At 64.2% G+C, this 16,005-nt stretch carries 16 protein-coding genes; 8 read left to right on the forward strand and 8 right to left on the reverse strand.

Annotated elements, in window-relative coordinates; all coding sequences use genetic code 11:
• Positions 1 to 66 precede the first annotated feature (66 nt).
• The 3 genes from GGR30_RS15280 (at position 67) to GGR30_RS15290 (ending at position 6,081) form a co-directional block, all read left to right on the forward strand.
• A complete protein-coding gene (locus tag GGR30_RS15280; RefSeq protein ID WP_183487806.1) occupies positions 67 to 4,245 on the forward strand; it encodes a peptidoglycan-binding protein in 4,179 nt (1,392 codons plus the stop codon).
• 121 nt (positions 4,246 to 4,366) lie between these two features.
• Positions 4,367 to 5,293, forward strand: coding sequence for a TSUP family transporter (locus tag GGR30_RS15285; RefSeq protein WP_183487809.1), 927 nt, complete (start codon positions 4,367 to 4,369; stop codon positions 5,291 to 5,293).
• The gene (locus GGR30_RS15290; RefSeq protein WP_183487811.1) at positions 5,290 to 6,081 is read left to right on the forward strand and encodes a TIGR02186 family protein; all 792 of its coding nucleotides are present in this window, start codon (positions 5,290 to 5,292) and stop codon (positions 6,079 to 6,081) included. Before GGR30_RS15285 ends, GGR30_RS15290 begins: the two co-directional genes overlap by 4 nt.
• An 11-nt stretch (positions 6,082 to 6,092) precedes the next feature.
• On the opposite strand, the gene pdeM is transcribed toward GGR30_RS15290, so the two are convergent.
• The 5 genes from pdeM to GGR30_RS15315 all read right to left on the reverse strand — a co-directional run bounded on the left by pdeM (position 6,093) and on the right by GGR30_RS15315 (position 11,453).
• The gene (gene pdeM / locus GGR30_RS15295) at positions 6,093 to 6,806 is read right to left on the reverse strand and encodes a ligase-associated DNA damage response endonuclease PdeM (protein WP_183487813.1); all 714 of its coding nucleotides are present in this window, start codon (positions 6,804 to 6,806) and stop codon (positions 6,093 to 6,095) included.
• A complete protein-coding gene (locus GGR30_RS15300; RefSeq protein WP_183487815.1) occupies positions 6,803 to 9,349 on the reverse strand; it encodes a ligase-associated DNA damage response DEXH box helicase in 2,547 nt (848 codons plus the stop codon). Before GGR30_RS15300 ends, pdeM begins: the two co-directional genes overlap by 4 nt.
• A gap of 42 nt (positions 9,350 to 9,391) precedes the next feature.
• Positions 9,392 to 10,027: a YitT family protein gene (locus GGR30_RS15305; RefSeq protein WP_183487817.1), complete on the reverse strand. Its 636-nt coding sequence runs from the start codon at positions 10,025 to 10,027 to the stop codon at positions 9,392 to 9,394.
• A 118-nt stretch (positions 10,028 to 10,145) separates the two neighbouring features.
• Positions 10,146 to 10,451 carry an XRE family transcriptional regulator gene (locus GGR30_RS15310; protein ID WP_246413912.1) on the reverse strand — a complete coding sequence of 102 codons (306 nt, stop codon included), beginning with the start codon at positions 10,449 to 10,451 and terminating at the stop codon, positions 10,146 to 10,148.
• A gap of 48 nt (positions 10,452 to 10,499) precedes the next feature.
• A complete protein-coding gene (locus GGR30_RS15315; RefSeq protein ID WP_246413915.1) occupies positions 10,500 to 11,453 on the reverse strand; it encodes a class I SAM-dependent DNA methyltransferase in 954 nt (317 codons plus the stop codon).
• Positions 11,454 to 11,613: 160 nt separating this feature from the next.
• On the opposite strand from GGR30_RS15315, the gene GGR30_RS15320 reads away from it, so the two are divergent.
• Together GGR30_RS15320 and GGR30_RS15325 are read left to right on the forward strand one after the other, a co-directional pair.
• Positions 11,614 to 11,880, forward strand: a complete 267-nt coding sequence (locus GGR30_RS15320) for a DUF6460 domain-containing protein (protein ID WP_183487819.1) — start codon at positions 11,614 to 11,616, stop codon at positions 11,878 to 11,880.
• A complete protein-coding gene (locus tag GGR30_RS15325) occupies positions 11,877 to 12,368 on the forward strand; it encodes a CAP domain-containing protein (protein WP_183487821.1) in 492 nt (163 codons plus the stop codon). Before GGR30_RS15320 ends, GGR30_RS15325 begins: the two co-directional genes overlap by 4 nt.
• Here GGR30_RS15325 and GGR30_RS15330 read toward each other — a convergent pair.
• The 3 genes from GGR30_RS15330 to GGR30_RS15340 are packed head-to-tail and all read right to left on the reverse strand — an operon-like array spanning position 12,365 to position 13,984.
• Positions 12,365 to 13,447, reverse strand: coding sequence for a quinone-dependent dihydroorotate dehydrogenase (locus GGR30_RS15330; RefSeq protein ID WP_183487823.1), 1,083 nt, complete (start codon positions 13,445 to 13,447; stop codon positions 12,365 to 12,367). The two genes, GGR30_RS15325 and GGR30_RS15330, sit on opposite strands and share 4 nt — an antisense overlap.
• A complete protein-coding gene (locus tag GGR30_RS15335) occupies positions 13,444 to 13,791 on the reverse strand; it encodes a DUF952 domain-containing protein (RefSeq protein WP_183487825.1) in 348 nt (115 codons plus the stop codon). Before GGR30_RS15335 ends, GGR30_RS15330 begins: the two co-directional genes overlap by 4 nt.
• Positions 13,792 to 13,843: 52 nt before the next feature.
• Entirely contained in the window at positions 13,844 to 13,984 is a 141-nt protein-coding gene (locus GGR30_RS15340; RefSeq protein WP_183487827.1) for a hypothetical protein, read from the reverse strand.
• A 67-nt stretch (positions 13,985 to 14,051) separates the two neighbouring features.
• Here GGR30_RS15340 and GGR30_RS15345 point away from each other — a divergent pair, with 67 nt between their 5' ends.
• The 3 genes from GGR30_RS15345 to GGR30_RS15355 all read left to right on the forward strand — a co-directional run bounded on the left by GGR30_RS15345 (position 14,052) and on the right by GGR30_RS15355 (position 15,936).
• A complete protein-coding gene (locus GGR30_RS15345; RefSeq protein ID WP_183487829.1) occupies positions 14,052 to 14,699 on the forward strand; it encodes a response regulator in 648 nt (215 codons plus the stop codon).
• Positions 14,700 to 14,818: 119 nt separating this feature from the next.
• Positions 14,819 to 15,490, forward strand: a complete 672-nt coding sequence (locus GGR30_RS15350; protein WP_183487831.1) for a LexA family transcriptional regulator — start codon at positions 14,819 to 14,821, stop codon at positions 15,488 to 15,490.
• A gap of 29 nt (positions 15,491 to 15,519) precedes the next feature.
• Complete coding sequence (locus tag GGR30_RS15355) at positions 15,520 to 15,936, forward strand: tellurite resistance TerB family protein (protein ID WP_183487833.1); 417 nt, start codon at positions 15,520 to 15,522, stop codon at positions 15,934 to 15,936.
• Positions 15,937 to 16,005 lie beyond the last annotated feature (69 nt).

The raw sequence follows: 16,005 nt of genomic DNA on the forward strand, positions 1-16,005 counted from the left end.
ACAGCTTGCTTGATGCGCCGCAGGAACCGCCAACCGGAGCGGGCAAACACCATGGCGCAAACGCGGATGACACAGGACGCAACGGGCGGCAGGCCCTCCCTCGATGCGCTCAACCGCACGATCGAGGGGCTGGAATCGCGCCTCAGCGACCTCATGGAAGCACGCCCTTCAGCGCAGCGCCCGGCCCCGCGCCGCTTTCCAGAACCTCAGCAGGACCGCTTCCCGCGTGAACGCGCGCCCATGCCGAATCCCGGTTCGGCCCGCGTCGACGCAGAATTGCGCGAGATCGGCCGCACGCTGAAGGATCTGCGCGCCAGCGTGCGCGAGGATTTCTCCGCAAGCCTGCGCGACGAGCTTTCCGGCCTACACACAATGCTAAGCCATCTCGACCGGCAGACCGATACGCGCGATCTCGACGAGGAGACTCGCGGCGAATTGATCCGGATTTCCGAAGCCATGGACTGGCTGGTCGCCAATGCGGCAGCCGATGACGACAGCCGTCTGATGGCGGAATTCGACCACCTGCAATCGCTTTTGCGCGGCCTTGCCGATGCCAAGAGCATCAACCGTCTGGAAAGCCGTTTCGAAAACATCGAGCGCCAGCTTGCCCCATTCGATGCATCGCGGCTCGACGCGGAGCTGACCGCGCTTGCGCGCGGCATCGACGAGTTGCGCCGCCAGGCTGATGACAATGACAGCGCGCGCAGCCTGGAGGATATCGAGAACCGCCTTTCCTCGCTCGCCCAGGCGATGGAAGTCCTGTGCACCCGCTTCCCTTCCGTCGGCAAGAAGCTCGACGGTCAGATCGGCTCGATCGAACGGCGCATCGATGATATCAACCGCAATCTCGAAAGCCTCGGACGCCGTCAGGGCGAGCCGGTGCGCGATGCCGCCATAGAGCGGCTCGAAGGCCGGCTTTCCGAGCTGGCCAGCGCCGTTACCGCAGTCGACTGGCAGATGCGCGACCAGGGCGCCAAACAGCAGACACTTCTGGAAAATCTCGATGGCATGGCTCGGCGCATCGAGGGTCACCGCGGCGATGAGGGTCATCTGAAACTAGAAGCCCGCATCGAAAAACTCGCCGCCGCCGTAGAGCGGATCGGCCCCGGCGTCGATCGCCAGGCCCTCGGCAAAGCCGTGTCCGAGCTTTCAGAAAAGATCGGCCGTATTGATGTGGACGGCGCCGAGCGTCGGATTTCCGAGAAGATCGAAGCCAGCGCGGTCGGCAACTTCAGCGAGGATGATCGGCGCGACCTCAAGGCCCAGCTCGACCGGCTTGCGGGGCTCGTCGCCAATCACGGCTTGGAGCCGCGCGCGCTTGACGATGTCGTCAGCCGGATCAATGACAGGATCTCCCGCATTGATGTCCAAGGCAGCGAACGCCGCCTTGCCGCCAAGCTCGATTCGCTCAGCCTTTCTTCTTCCGGCGAGAGCGACCGCGAAGCGTTACGCGACGAGATCCGGCGGCTTTCCGGCCTCATCGAGAACGGCCGGCGCGGAATCGAACCCGCGGCCCTCGACGCGGCCGTCTCCCGCATCAACGACAGCATTTCCCGGATCGACCTTGCCGGCGCCGAGCGCAGGCTTTCCTCGCAGATCGCGACCATGCCGGCCCGCGGCGGTGAAACCGGCGGCAAAGCCCCCGCGCTCGATACGGAAGCCTTCGAAAGACGTCTTGCGGCGCGCATCGATGCCCTCGATCTTTCCGGGACGGAGGAACGGCTTGCCCGCCGGATCGCCGCGCTGGAGAAGGATGGCTCTGAAGACCGCCTCAGCGCCCAGCTTTCCGCCCTTGCCAACCGTTTCGAGGAAAGCCGTCGCGACACCAGCGCCCCGGCGCTTGCCAAGCTTGAGCGCCAGATCGCAGAATTGACCACGCTTGTCAGCCGCCCGGATCCGAAACTGCCGCTGGCCGAGCTTGAGGAACGCATCGGCGCGCGCATCGACAGCCTGACGGCCAGCAATGACGACTATCTCATCGAGGCGGCCCAGCACGCCGCCGAAGAAGCGCTGAAGAATTTCGAGCAGCGCCGCAAGGGCGAGGCCGACGAGCATATCGCCGTCATCAAGGCGCTTGCCGCCGACATGAAGAACCTCCAGCAGGCAGGTCGCGACAGCGCCGGTGCCGCCTCCCTGCATGACACGCTGAAGACAATCGCCGGCAGGCTCGACACGCTGAATGCCGGCGACGGCGGCGAATTCCCGGCTGGCGAAGGGAGGCGCGCGGAGACCGGCCCTTTCGTCGCAAAAGCGCCAACCATGCCACAGCAGGCCGGCAGGCCGGTTGAGAAGGCAGAAATCGAGGAAAGACAGCCGCCGCGCTTCGAGACCCGGTTCCCTGCGCCCACCGCAAGGCCCGCCCAGGCCCCGGCCGCCGGGAAAAAGCCCGAGGACAAGGCAAGCGACGATGTGCTCGACATCCTTTCGCGCGTGCGCGCCGGACAGAAGCCGGAAGGCCCTGTCCTGCCGATCCACGACCGTCCGGTTGCCAAGACGGAATACAAGAAACGCGATCCCGGCAAACCCGCCGGCGTGCGCAACCAGCGCTTTTCCGCCTCCGGCCCGCAGGGCGACCTGATCGCGGCGGCCCGCCGCGCCGCCCGCTCAGCGCTTGCCAATGCCGAGGACATGACGCCTTCCGTCTCGCCCAAGGGCAAGAAGGACGGGGACGGGGACAAACCTTCCGGCGACGGCTTTTCACGCAGGCCCGTCTACCTCGCTGCCGGGGCCATCCTGCTGGCGATCATGGCCTACCCCTTCCTCACCGATCTCGGCCGTGACCGCGAGACCATCATGGAGGCCGTCAAGACCTTCGAGGATACGCCGCCTTCCTTTGCAGCGCCTTCGCGCCCGACGGCAAACGGAACGGCAGCGCGCTCGGCGGCGCAGCAGAATGTTGCCTCGGCGCCCTCGCTGCGGGCACCGGAACGCGAGGCGGTCAAGACCAATTTCGCCGCCGAGGCGCCCGAGATCGCCGCCGCGCCGGCCGCGCGCGCTTTCCGCATGATCGAGGCCGACAACACGCTTGTGACCGGCAGCATCAATCCGGATGCGCCCGTCGCCGCAGTGAGCGAAAGCAGGCCCGCGCCGGGCGAAATGCCGGTGGAAACGCCCGTCGCCACCGCGCCGCCTGCAGCAAAGACACGCGAGCTGAAAGCGCCGGTCGAAACCGCTTCGGTCACCACCAAGGACGTGCTCGACATGCTGGCCGCGCCGACTGCCGCGCGCGAGGCCTCGGCCCCGCCCGTAGCCGCCGAAAAGCCGGCTGCGGCCGAACCGCCCCAGTCGCCGGCGGCAAGCCTCTCCGCCGCGCCGCCGCCCGAGGCAAGCGGAAACAGCGAGGCGCTGACCGCGCAGCGACCGAAGGAGCCCGCACCGCTCGACATCGCCGTTCCCAAGACCATCAAGCCTGAGGCTCTTGCCGATGCGGCACGCGGCGGCAATGCGGGCGCGCTCTACGAGATCGGCATGCGTTTCCAGGAAGGCCTGGGCCTCACGCGCGACCCGGCCGAGGCCGCCGTCTGGTTCGATGAGGCCGCCGAACGCGGCTCCGCGCCGGCCGCCTTCCAGCTCGGCAGCCTTTACGAGAAGGGCATCGGCGTCGACCGCGACCCGGCAAGGGCAATCACGCTTTACCGCACGGCAGCCAGAGCCGGCAATGTCAGCGCCATGCACAATCTCGCCGTCATGCTCGCCAATGGCGCCGGCAGCGGCAAACCCGATTTCGCCGAGGCGGCGAAATGGTTCGGCGAAGCCGCCGAACACGGCGTTGCCGACAGCCAGTTCAACCTCGCCATCCTCCATGCGCGCGGCGCCGGCGTTGATGCCGACCTCGCCCAGTCCTACAAATGGTTCGCGATTGCCGCGGTCAATGGCGACACGGAAGCCGCCAAGCGACGCAACGAGGTGGCCGAGGCGCTTTCCGAGGCAGACCTCAACCGTGGCCGCAAGCTCGCTGCAGACTGGCAGGCCCGCGAGCCGTTGCCGGCCGCAAACCGGGTGGAAACGCCGGCCGAATGGCTGCCGCAGGCGCAGGTCGCCAGCGCCTCCGACAAGGAGGCGATCATCCGCGACATCCAGTCGATCCTGAACGAGCGCGGCTATGATGCAGGGCCCGAGGACGGGCTTCTTGGCGCGCGAACCGATGCCGCGATCAAGGCCTTCCAGGCAAAAAACGGCCTCGTGGCCGACGGGGCGATCACACCCGCGCTGGTGGAGACATTGCTCAATGGCAACAGCGTTTGAGAAGAATCGGCGGATTGCAACCGTTTGAATTGACAGGGGCGACCGCAAGCCGCAGAAAGTAAAGAGCATTTTCAACAGGCTGGATGAGACCCATCCGGCCCTGCCGCTATTGGGGAAACGCGTGTCGATCTACCTGCCGATTGCCGAACTTTCGGTTAATATCTTCGTTATTCTCGGCATGGGCGCGGCGGTCGGCTTTCTCTCTGGCATGTTCGGCGTCGGCGGCGGCTTTCTGATCACGCCGCTCCTGATCTTCTATCATATTCCCCCGGTCGTCGCCGTTGCGACCGGCGCCAGCCAGGTTGTCGCCTCATCGGTATCCGGAACGCTTACCCATTTCCGCCGCGGCACGCTCGACATGAAGCTCGGAACCGTGCTTCTGACCGGCGGTCTGGTGGGGGCGACGATCGGCGTGTGGCTGTTTTCGCTGTTGCGCGAACTCGGCCAGCTCGACCTGGTGATCTCGATCCTCTATGTGGTGCTGTTGAGCTCGATCGGCAGTCTGATGCTGGTGGAAAGCATCCGCGCGATCCGCCGCAGCGCCAGCCAGAAACCGGTCTCCTTCCGCAAGCCCGGCCAGCACAACTGGATCCACCGCCTGCCCTTCAAGATGCGCTTCAAGAAGTCGAAGCTTTATCTGAGCGTCATTCCGGTGTTCCTGCTCGGCGGTTCGATCGGCGTGCTGACCTCCTCGCTCGGTATCGGCGGCGGCTTCATCATGGTGCCGGCGATGATCTATCTTCTGCGCATACCGACCAATATCGTCGTCGGCACGTCGCTGTTCCAGATCATCTTCGTCTCCGCCTACACCACCGTGGTACAGGCGGTGACGAACTATGCGGTCGATATCGTGCTCGCCACGATCCTGATGCTGTCGAGCGTCATCGGCGCCCAATATGGCGTGCGCGTCGGCCAGAAGCTGAAGGGCGAACAGTTGCGCGCGCTCCTGGCTCTGCTCATCCTGGCCGTCGGCGTGCGCCTCGCCATCGGCCTTGTCGCAACCCCGACCGACCTGTTCTCCGTCGTCTTCGAAGGAGCGCCGGAATGATGAGAACGCTGCTGTCGCTCCTCGCGCTCCTCGTTGTCCCCGCTCTTTCGCTGGCGCAGGAACAGGCGCCGGCCATCCAGCAGGAAACGCTGGAGATCGGCACCTCGACCAACGAGATCGCCATTACCTCGGATTTCTCCGGCGCCGACCTGACCGTCTTCGGCGCGATCAACGACGCCGATCCGATCCTCCTGTCGAAGGGCGGTTATGACATCGTGGTGATCCTTGAGGGCCCGAAGGCTGAGGCCGATGTGCGCCGCAAGGAGCGGGTCTTCGGCATCTGGATCAACCGACAGACCATTTCCTTCGAGCATGTGCCGCGCTCCTATTCGATCTCCAGCACGCGCCCGCTTGACGACGTTACCTCGCCGCAAGCGCTGAATTCCGGCGGCATCGGCGTATCGCACCTGCGCATTTCGCCGGTCGGCTATTTCGGCGATGCCAGCGATGTCGCCACTTTCCGCCAGGCGATGCTCCGGCTGAACGCGGCCGACGGGCTTTACGATACGGAAGATGACGGCGTGAAATTCGTCTCCAACAGCCTGTTTCGCGCAAGCCTCAGACTGCCGGTGAACATTCCCGAAGGCACCCACACGGTGCAGGCCTATCTGTTCAAGGAAGGGCGGCAGATCTCGACCCAGAACCTGCCGCTGAATGTGGTCAAGACCGGGCTTGAGGCCCAGCTGACCACCGCCGCCCACGAATACCCGCTGTTCTACGGCCTCGGCGCCGTGTTCATCGCGCTGTTCTCCGGCTGGTTCGCAAGCGTCGTCTTCAGGAAGAACTGAGGTTCCGGTTTCTACCCGGCGAGCGCCGCAAAAGGCAGGGCATAGACCCTGTCCGGCCCCAGCATGTGGACGGTGAGCGCCGCGCGGTCGAACAGGCCGGCAAAGGCCCTGTGACGGAGATCGAGACCGCCGCGCGTGGTGGCAAAGGCCGGCAGGATCAGCCGGTTTTCGTCCGCCGCGAAACAGGGCCGCCGAACGGACTTTCCCGGCCGGCTGAGCGTGGCCGAGGGGTGAAGATGGCCGCAGATTTCCGCTTTTCCCCGTCGCGACGGTTCGTGGCGGAAGATCAGCCCATCGCATGTCCATTCGTCGAAGACGCGGCCCGGCAGGCCGGAAACGCCGTCGGGATCGTGATTGCCGTTGATCCACACCCAATCACGGCCTGCGGCAAGCGCCGAAAGCGCCGCGCGGTGATCATCCGCCATCTCCCGCGCGCCGACGCGGTCGTGAAAATTGTCGCCGAGCGAGACGACGCGCGCCGGACGGTAGCGCGCGATAACGGCTGAAAGGCTGGCAAGCTGACGCGCGGTATCATAGGGCGGCACGAAAAAGCCGCGCCGGGCATGCGCCGCACCGCGCTCGAGGTGAAGATCGGAGACGACCAGCAGCGAGAGCGCCTGGAAAAACAGCGCACCGGAGCAATCGAACACGACCGGATGGCCGGCAAAACGCGGCCCGGTGTCGTCGAAACGCTCGTTCTCCAGAGATGCTGTGCTCAAGCTCATGCGCCGGTTTCGTCCTGTCTTTCGTGGCGGGCATCTTCGTTCTCCGCCGCCTCGAGGGCTGCCGCCAGTTCGTCGACAGCCTCGCGCAGCACCGCCTCGCCGGCCCCGCCATTGACGCTTTCGCGACCGATTTCCAGAAGCACCGGCACGGCGAGCGGCGAGACGCGCGTGAGCCGATAATGCGTCAGATGGCCCTTGATTCGTTGAAGCATTGTGCCAAGGCGGGCGATATCCAGCAAGCCGGAAGCCGCGTCCGCGCGGGTCGCCTGCAACAGGATGTGATCCGGCTCGTGGCTTCTCAAGACGTCATAGATCAGGTCGGCCGACACCGTCATCTGCCGGCCGGTCTTCTCCTTGCCGGGATAGCGCCGCTCGATCAGCCCGGCGATCGTGGCGCAGGCCCGGAAGGTGCGTTTGAGCATGTAGCTTTCATCGAGCCAGGCCTCGAGATCATCGCCCAGCATGTCCTCGTCGAACAGCGTCTTCAGGTCGAGCGCGCCCGAGGCGAGCATCGCGCCGATATCCTTCAGCCCCCATACGGCGAGCGAATAATCCGTCGACACGAACCCCGTCGGCTGTGCGCCCGCCCGCTCCAGCCGGCGGGTCAGGAGCATGCCAAGCGTCTGGTGTGCAAGCCTGCCCTCGAAGGGATAGGCGACCATGTAGAAGCGGTTTTCCAGCGGAAAGGTCTCGACCAGCAGCTCGCCGCGTTTCGGCAGATGCGAATGCTTTTCCTGCAGCGAAAGCCATTCGCGCACGGAGGCGGGCAGCACCTTGCGCCGCTCCTCGTCATCCAGCATGGCGCGCACGCCGTCCGCCAGAAAGGTCGACAGCGGAAACTTGCCGCCGGCATAGGCCGGAATCTTCGGATCGCTGTCGAAGGCGGCGGATGCCATGCATTCGTTTTCCCTCAAGCCTTCGAAGCGCAGCACCTTGCCGGCGAACAGGAAGGTGTCGCCGGGCCTGAGCATCTCGACGAAATATTCCTCGACCTCGCCCAGCACCGCGCCGCCGCGCAAGGGACCGCCGCGTTTGCCCGGGCGCACAAGCCTGATCTTCAGCATCGGCATCTCGACGATGGTGCCGAGGTTCAGCCGGTACTGGCGGGCGAAATCCGGGTGGGTCAGACGATAGAGCCCGTCGGCGGTCTTTCTGATCTTGGCATAGCGCTCATAGGTGCGAAGCGCATAGCCACCGGTGGCGACAAAATCGACCACGCGGAAAAAAGTCTCACGGGCGAGCCCGTGATAGGGCAGCGCCGAGCGCACCTCGTCAAACAGCAGGCCCGGATTGAAGGGGCCGGCGCAGGCCATGCCGAGCACGTGCTGGGCCAGAACATCGAGCGCGCCGTCGCCAATCGGCGGGCTATCCTGCGCGCCGACATAATTGGCATCGAGCGCCGCCTGACATTCCATCACCTCGAACCGGTTGGCCGGCACCAGAATGGCGCGGCTCGGCTCGTCCATGCGGTGATTGGCGCGACCGATACGCTGGGCCAGCCGGCTTGCGCCCTTCGGCGCGCCGATATGCATCACAAGGTCGATATCGCCCCAGTCGATGCCGAGGTCGAGCGTCGATGTGGCGACAACGGCGCAGAGCCTGCCGGCCGCCATCGCCGCCTCCACCTTGCGGCGCTGGCCGACATCGAGCGAGCCGTGATGCAGGGCGATTGGCAGATTGTCGTCATTGATGGACCAGAGTTCCTGGAACACGATCTCCGCCTGCGAGCGGGTGTTGACGAAGATCAGCGTCATCTTGCGCCGTTTCAGTTCCGCGTAGATGTCTGGCGCGGCATAGCGCGCCGAGTGACCGGACCAGGGGATGCGCTGCGATGCCTTCAGGATGGTGATCTCGGGCCGCGCGCCGCCGGCAACGGTGATCAGCCCGGCATGGGGCGGGTCCACCTCGCCGGTCTGGGCCACCAGCCAGCGCTGCAACTCCTTCGGATCGGAGACCGTGGCCGAGAGGCCGATCGCCGTCAGTTCCGGGCGCAGCCGCCTCAACCGCGCAAGGCCGAGCGACAGGAGATGGCCGCGCTTGGAGGTGACCAACGAATGCAGTTCGTCGAAGATCACGAAGCGCAGATCCTCGAAGAAGCGGTCGGCGTCCTTGCCGGCCAGCAAGAGCGCGAGCTGTTCCGGCGTCGTCAGCAGGATATCCGGCGGTTTCAGGCGCTGGCGCTGGCGCTTGGCCTGCGGCGTGTCGCCGGTGCGGGTCTCCATGGTGATGGGAAGTCCGCTTTCGGTGACCGGCTGTTCCAGATTGCGGGCGATATCGACGGCCAGCGCCTTCAGCGGCGAGATATAGAGCGTATGGACCCCGCGCGGCCGCGTTCCGGGCTTCACCGGGCCTCGGGCGTCAAGATCGGCAAGCGCGGGCAGGAAGCCAGCCAGCGTCTTGCCTGCGCCGGTGGGCGCGATCAGCAGCATGTCCTCGCCGCCGCCTGCGCGCCTGAGCAGGTCCAGCTGGTGCGCGCGGGGCTGCCAGCCCTTCGCGGCGAACCAGCGGCGAAAGCGCTCCGGCAATGTTTCCGTTTCGTTCATGAGGCCACGATTACAGGAAACAGTGCCAAGGGAAAGGCTTTTCTACATCGCGATATAGCGGTCGCGGCGATGGTTGAAGGCGAGGATGAGGTTGATGACCAGCGCGCCGGCAATCGAGCAGGCGATGATGAAAGGCGTTGCCACGAAGAAGGAGAGCACCAGCACCATGCCGTCGAGGCCAAGCTGGACATAGCCGGCCTTGAAGCCGAACCGGTCTTGCAGGAACAGCGCCAATATGCCGAAGCCGCCGAGACTGGCGCTGTGGCGAAAGAAGATCAGAAGCGCTGTCCCGACCAGCGCGCCGCCGAAGAGGCCGGCGGCCAGCGGATGGGTCTCGCCGATCGTCAGGAAGCGCGGGATGATGCCGGTCAGCACAGAGGTAAGGCCGACAGCAATGAAGGTCTTCAGCGTAAAAGCGAGGCCCAGCCGCTTGAAGGCGAAATAATAGAACGGCAGGTTGACCGCAAAGAAGGCGAGCCCGAAGCCGATGCCGGTCGAATAGACCAGCAGAAAGGCAAGGCCCGCCGTGCCGCCGGTCAGAAGCCCGCCGGCCTTCAGCACCAGAACGCCGAGCGAGGCGAGCATCGCGCCGGTGACGATGCCCTGGACATCCTCAAGCACCGAATGGCTTTCGGAGGTGGAATTGAGGATGCTTCTGAGAAACCTGTTTTCTGACACGTGACGATCGTCCGGCTGGAACAGGAGCCCCGACAGGGCGCTCCCGACATGACATGACCGGGACGCGGACACGCATCCCGGCCTCTTCTTCAACCAAAACGGGGCACTCGTCAAATCCTCAGACGACGTCGTCCTGGTTGACGCGGCCGCCCTCGCCTTCCCAGTTGAGGATGCGGCGGGTTTCGCTCTCGGTGAACTTCAGGCGGATGCCGACGCCGCCCTCTTTCTCTTCCGGCAGGAAGACGACGCCGAGCGCCTCGAGCGTGGCCTTCAGCTTGTCGCGGCTGGCTTCGCCGAATTCCGCCGTGCCGTTTTCGAATGCGACGATCTTGTCTTCGGCAAGACCACTTTCCTGGGCAAGCGCCTCGCGGTCGATATGGGCGAGGATACGGGCAGCGTGACAGAGTTCCGGTGTCAGGGTCATGACGGGCCTCCTTGGTGAGGTTTCAAGAAATACCTCGTCTGGAACGCGTCATGCGGGCCGGATGTTCCGTTCCGCCAGAAACAGGATGCCCGGCACCGGCTCGCCGGCGTCCTTGCGCAATACCGTGCTGCGCTCCGCCTTCAAGGACAGGCCGGCCTGCGCAAGAAGTTTCCTGACATAGGCCGCGGAATGCGCGTAGCGCAGCGAGGCAAGCAGGGTGAAATCGCTTCCCGGCTCCCCGGCCTCCACCGAAAACAGGAAGAGCCCGTTTGGTGCAATCAGCGCCCTGACGTTTTCCATCAGGCTTTCAAGACCGCCGAGATACATCAGCACGTCTGCCGCGATCACCAGATCGGCGCGCTGCCATGGCATGCCTTCGGCGAAGAGGCCGCTTTCTTCCGGCGTCAGCAGCAGGTCGGCCTGCGCCAGCACGGCATAGAGCCCCTTTTCCTCCGCTTTCTGCAGCATGTTCTGCGACAGATCGAAACCCTCAAGCCGGGTGACGCGCTCTGAGAACGCCTCGCCCGAAAGCCCCGTGCCGCAGCCGAGATCGACAGCCAGCGCAAACTGCCGGTCAGCGCCCTCCATTTCGGCAAGAAGCGCGGCAAGGTGCTGAGGCGCGCTGTAATCGAGCCGTTCCGTCAGTGCCTCGTCGAAGTGTTCGGCATAGGAATCAAACAGCGCCTCGACATAGCGACCGGGTGGATGGGCGGGCGCACGCGCAGCGCCGAGCACGGCCAGCTTCATCCGCGCGGCGAAAATGTCGTCATCATCCAGTTTCTCGAGGATTTCGAGCGTTTCGATCGCGCGATCGGTCTCGCCCGCATGTTCGAGATAGGCAGCAAGCATGGCAAGGCCCGCCGGCCAGTCGGGCGCAAGGTCAAGCGCCTGTTCCATCAGATCGGCGGCGGCGGCGAATTCGCCGGCCTCATCCAGCATGCGCGCATAATCGGCGCGGCGGTCGGCGATCAGATCGCCGGAGGAGAAGAATAAGATGTTCAAATGGTTCGGGACCGGACAATTGGGCTGATCGCCAATGTCGTTTTTTCCGGCGAAAAGCAAGCGGAATTGCGCGCAAGGCCTTGCCTTCTCCGCGAGCGGTTTCCATCTTGATTGCGCCCCAATGTCGCCTTAAGGACGGGCTGGAAAGAGGACGCGCGCTATGAGCAATGAAGTCAATCGATTTTTGGGCGGTACCGTCGTCGGCACGATCGTCAGGCTGCTGGTGGTCTCGCTGATCGTCGGCTTCATCTTCTCCGCGCTCAATATCCACCCGCTCGACATCTGGTATGGCGTCATCGATTTCTTCGGCAATCTCTGGCGGCGCGGCTTTGCTGCGCTCGGCGAGATCGGCCATTATTTCGTGCTCGGCGCCATCATCGTCGTGCCCGTCTTCATCATCATCCGCATTCTGAGCTATCGCCGTTGACCCTATCCACGACCAGCCGCCGGGCCTTCGCGCTTTCAATCCTCGCAATCGGGCTTTCGGCCTGCGGTCTCTTCTCCGGCAGCGGCCTGCCGCGCGGGGATGTCAGCGCCACAGCGATGACCTCCACATTCCTGCCCTGGGTCAATGAGCTGAGGGAAAGCCGCGGCCTTGCCCCGGTCAGCGCGTCCAGAACCTGCAACGCGGTTGCTTCCGACCAGGCGAGCCGCATGGCCCTTGCCGACAGGATGAACCACATCACCGGTCCGGAAAGCGTTGCCGCGCGCTTCAAGCGCAACGACCTGCCGCTGCCGGCAGCCGAAAACATCGCCATGCATCAGGCAACGCCCGAGCGCGCCTTCCAGGCCTGGGTGGCGTCGCCGAAGCATCTGGAGAATATGCTGGGAAATTATTCCCATCTTGGCGTAGCCAAGGCGACAAGCCCGAAGTCCGGCAACACGCCCTTCTGGTCCATGTGCCTCAGCAGCTAGACTTGAAAGGGCTTGGCGGCCCATTCATCGACGGACGTGTCGCGCAACTCGCGAAGCGATGACGCGCCGTCCGCCTCAAGCGCATCCAGCATCGCGGCAAGACTGTCGGCGATCAGCTGCGGCCCCTCATAGACCATGCCCGAATAGATCTGCACCAGATCCGCGCCGGCGCGGATCTTTTCAAGCGCGCGGGCGCCGGTCGAGACACCGCCAACGCCGATGATCACCTTTTCCGGCCCAAGGCGCTTTCTGACGCGCGCCAGAAGCGCCGTCGAGCGTTCAAACAGCGGCGCGCCGGAAAGCCCGCCGCTCTCGCCCGCCAGTCTTGCGTCCGTCAGGCCGTCACGCGCAAGCGTGGTGTTGGAAGCGATCACGCCGTCGAGCGTGCTTGCCGCGACCTCGGCAATGATATCGTCAAGCCCTGCCTCGGTGAGGTCCGGCGCGATCTTGAGGAAGACTGGCACGCGCCGCTCGGCTTTCTCGCGCGCTTCGCCCACGGCATCGAGCAGCCGCGCCAATTGCTCACGCGCCTGCAGGTCTCTGAGGCCCGGCGTGTTGGGCGAGGAAATGTTGACGGTGAGATAATCGGCAAGCGGGGAGAAACGGTCGATGCCGGCGACATAGTCGGCAATCCGGTCTTCGGACGTCTTGTTCGCGCCGATATTGACACCGACGATCCCGCCTTTGCTGCGGCCTTCAAGCCGAGCGGCAAGCGCGGCATGGCCTTCATTGTTGAAGCCCATGCGGTTGATCACCGCCTCGTCCTTCACCAGCCGGAAAAGTCGGGGCTTCGGATTGCCCGGCTGCGGACGCGGCGTGACCGTGCCCACCTCCACATGGCCGAATCCGAGCTTCACCAGACCGTCGATCGCCTCGCCGTTCTTGTCGAGACCGGCGGCGACGCCGAGCGGATTGGCAAAGGACAGGCCGGCGGCCGAAACCGCAAGGCGCGGGTTCGCCGCATGACGCGCGCGCGGCATCAGGCCGGAAGCGATACCCTTGACGGTCAGCCCGTGGGCCACTTCCGGGTCAAGCAGGAAGACGGCGTTGCGCGCGCCGCATTTGAACAGGTTGATCATGTGAGAAGCCCGCTGAAATCATGGCCGCCATCCGGCATCTCTGGGAGCGGTTTCTCCCAGAGAACCGCCGAAAAGGGGAGGACCGCATAAAGATGGGGAAAGAGAGCGCCGCCGCGCGACAGCTCGTATCTGAGCTTCGGGCCAAGCGCGTCGGGGTCGACTGCCACCAGCAGAAGATCGCGCTGGCCGGCAAAATGGCGGCGGGCAGTCTCTGCAACCTGTTCCGCCGTTGAAAAGTGAATGAACCCGTCGGAAAGATCGACCGCCGCCCCGTGATAGACGCCGCTTGGCCGCGCGGCCTGCCATTCTTTGCGCTCGACAATCTTGAAAATCGGTTGCGACATGTGGATCGGCTCCCGGTGACATCATTGCGGCCCGGGTTTGAACCAGCGGGCGTCAAAAGTCCATGACAATTGAAACATGCCGCGCGAAAGCAACAGCAAAAGCCGGCTTTTCCATGCCGATCCCTTTTTTTCTATTGATATCCGGCTCAAACACGCGATCATGGAGAAGATTTTCGCCGTTTTGTTGCAGCATTGACGCGATCGTTCTATCACGTGACAAATGGCTGGGGTTGTGACATTGCCTTTGGGAGGAGGCAGGAATGACCGGACAGACAATTTTGATCGCCGACGATCACCCGCTGTTTCGCAGCGCCCTGAAACAGGCAATCAGCGGAATGGCGACCTATTACGCTGTCGTTGAGGCCGGCGATTTCGACGGCGTGCAGCAGGCCGCGCGCGAAAACCCGAATGCCGACCTGCTTCTGCTCGACCTCGCCATGCCGGGTGTGAGCGGGCTTTCCGGGCTGATCACGCTGAAGGCGGAGTTTTCCAGCCTGCCCATCGTGGTGATCTCGGCAAGCGACGACGAGGACACGATCCGCCGCACGCTGGCGCTCGGCGCCTCCGGCTTCATCTCCAAATCCGCCGGCATCGACGAATTGCGCAACGGCATCCGCACGGTGCTCTCCGGCGAGATCTACACGCCGGAGAATTTCGAGGGCGGCGAGGAGACCGACCCCGACATTGCCGACATGCTGGAAAGGCTGCAGACCCTGACGCCCCAGCAGTCCCGCGTGCTGCGCATGCTGTGCGAGGGCCTGCTCAACAAGCAGATCGCCTATGAGCTCGGCGTGTCCGAGGCGACCGTGAAGGCGCATGTCTCGGCCATCCTCTTGAAGCTCAATGTCGACAGCCGCACCCAGGCGGTGATCCAGCTCGGCAAGGTCAATATGGCAATGGTCGCCTAGGTCCCCCGGGAGCCAAATCCGGTTTCTGGAAAGGATTTTATTCCTTTCATGGCTTTACGCGGCAATAGGCCATGCGATATAATCCGCCGGTCATCAACGGGGCCATTTCGTGAACCATAATGTCCAGCAGGCTTCGCCATAGCGCCATCTGGGATGCGATCGACGATCTCGCCGCGCGCCACAAGCTGACCCCTTCAGGCCTGGCGCGCCGGGCCGGGCTTGATCCGACGGCCTTCAACAAATCCAAGCGCCTTGGCAAGGACGGACGAGAACGCTGGCCATCGATGGAATCAATCGCCAAGGTGCTTGATGCGACCGGCAGCGACCTCTCGGCCTTTCTTGGCGGGGAGGCCGACCAGCGCAAGGGCGCGCCGCCTTCCGGCGCTTTTCCGCCGCAACCCTCCACCATCCCGCTTCTGGGCCTTGCCCGCGCCGGAACGGGCGGTTTTTTCGACGATGGCGGCTTCCCTGTCGGCCAGGGCTGGGACGAAGTCGATTTCCCCGCACCGGCCCGCACCAGCCACAGCGTCTATGCGCTCGAGGTGCAGGGCGACAGCATGCTGCCGCTTTACCGCGACGGCGACGTGCTGATCGTCGAGGCCAATGCCGAGACCCGCAAGGGCGACCGCGTGGTGGTCAAGACCCATGACGGCGAAGTCATGGCCAAGGTTCTGGTGCGTCGCACCAGCCGTCAGATCGAACTCATGTCGATCAATCCCGCCCATGAAAACCTTACCTTCGACCTTTCCGCCGTGGAATGGATCGCCCGTATCATCTGGGCGAGCCAGTAGCGGCCGCATCCACCTGAAAGACATGCCTCATGACCCGGACACCGCTTAACCATTATGATGCCCTGATCTATGTGATGGTCATGGCTTCCGCCGTCGACAGCGCCATGAGCGATGGAGAACTCGCGCGGATCGGCCATATCACCCGCTCGCTTCCGGTTTTCGACGGGTTCGATGAGGACCGCCTGACCGACGTGGCCCATGCCTGCGCCGATGTTCTGTCCGGCAGCGAGGGCATGGATATTGCCCTTGAAATCATCCGCGACACCCTCCCTTCGCGCCTTTATGATACCGCCTATGCGCTCGCAGTCGAAATCATGTCGGTTGACCAGGCCATTCGCCCGGAGGAAATCCGGCTGCTGCAGCTTTTGCGCGATCGACTCAACCTCGACAAGCTGACCTGCGCGGCAATCGAGCGCGGTGCGATCGCGCGCTACCGCGCGCTTTGAATATGACTTTATTTTCAGAATATTAGTTCGAAGCAGCGCTACGTCGCCGCCGCCGCGGGTGCTGATGAG

Source organism: Martelella radicis (assembly GCF_014196625.1).
In the GTDB taxonomy this organism is placed as follows: domain Bacteria; phylum Pseudomonadota; class Alphaproteobacteria; order Rhizobiales; family Rhizobiaceae; genus Martelella; species Martelella radicis.

Excerpts from the sequence above, each read along its gene's own strand:
- GGR30_RS15280 (WP_183487806.1), top strand. The coding sequence starts at position 67 with ATGACACAGGACGCAACGGGCGGCAGGCCCTCCCTCGATGCGCTCAAC.
- GGR30_RS15290 (WP_183487811.1), top strand. The coding sequence starts at position 5,290 with ATGATGAGAACGCTGCTGTCGCTCCTCGCGCTCCTCGTTGTCCCCGCT.
- pdeM (WP_183487813.1), bottom strand. The coding sequence starts at position 6,806 with ATGAGCTTGAGCACAGCATCTCTGGAGAACGAGCGTTTCGACGACACC.
- GGR30_RS15300 (WP_183487815.1), bottom strand. The coding sequence starts at position 9,349 with ATGAACGAAACGGAAACATTGCCGGAGCGCTTTCGCCGCTGGTTCGCC.
- GGR30_RS15310 (WP_246413912.1), bottom strand. The coding sequence starts at position 10,451 with ATGACCCTGACACCGGAACTCTGTCACGCTGCCCGTATCCTCGCCCAT.
- GGR30_RS15320 (WP_183487819.1), top strand. The coding sequence starts at position 11,614 with ATGAGCAATGAAGTCAATCGATTTTTGGGCGGTACCGTCGTCGGCACG.
- GGR30_RS15330 (WP_183487823.1), bottom strand. The coding sequence starts at position 13,447 with ATGATCAACCTGTTCAAATGCGGCGCGCGCAACGCCGTCTTCCTGCTT.
- GGR30_RS15335 (WP_183487825.1), bottom strand. The coding sequence starts at position 13,791 with ATGTCGCAACCGATTTTCAAGATTGTCGAGCGCAAAGAATGGCAGGCC.
- GGR30_RS15340 (WP_183487827.1), bottom strand. The coding sequence starts at position 13,984 with ATGCTGCAACAAAACGGCGAAAATCTTCTCCATGATCGCGTGTTTGAG.
- GGR30_RS15345 (WP_183487829.1), top strand. The coding sequence starts at position 14,052 with ATGACCGGACAGACAATTTTGATCGCCGACGATCACCCGCTGTTTCGC.
- GGR30_RS15350 (WP_183487831.1), top strand. The coding sequence starts at position 14,819 with ATGTCCAGCAGGCTTCGCCATAGCGCCATCTGGGATGCGATCGACGAT.
- GGR30_RS15355 (WP_183487833.1), top strand. The coding sequence starts at position 15,520 with ATGACCCGGACACCGCTTAACCATTATGATGCCCTGATCTATGTGATG.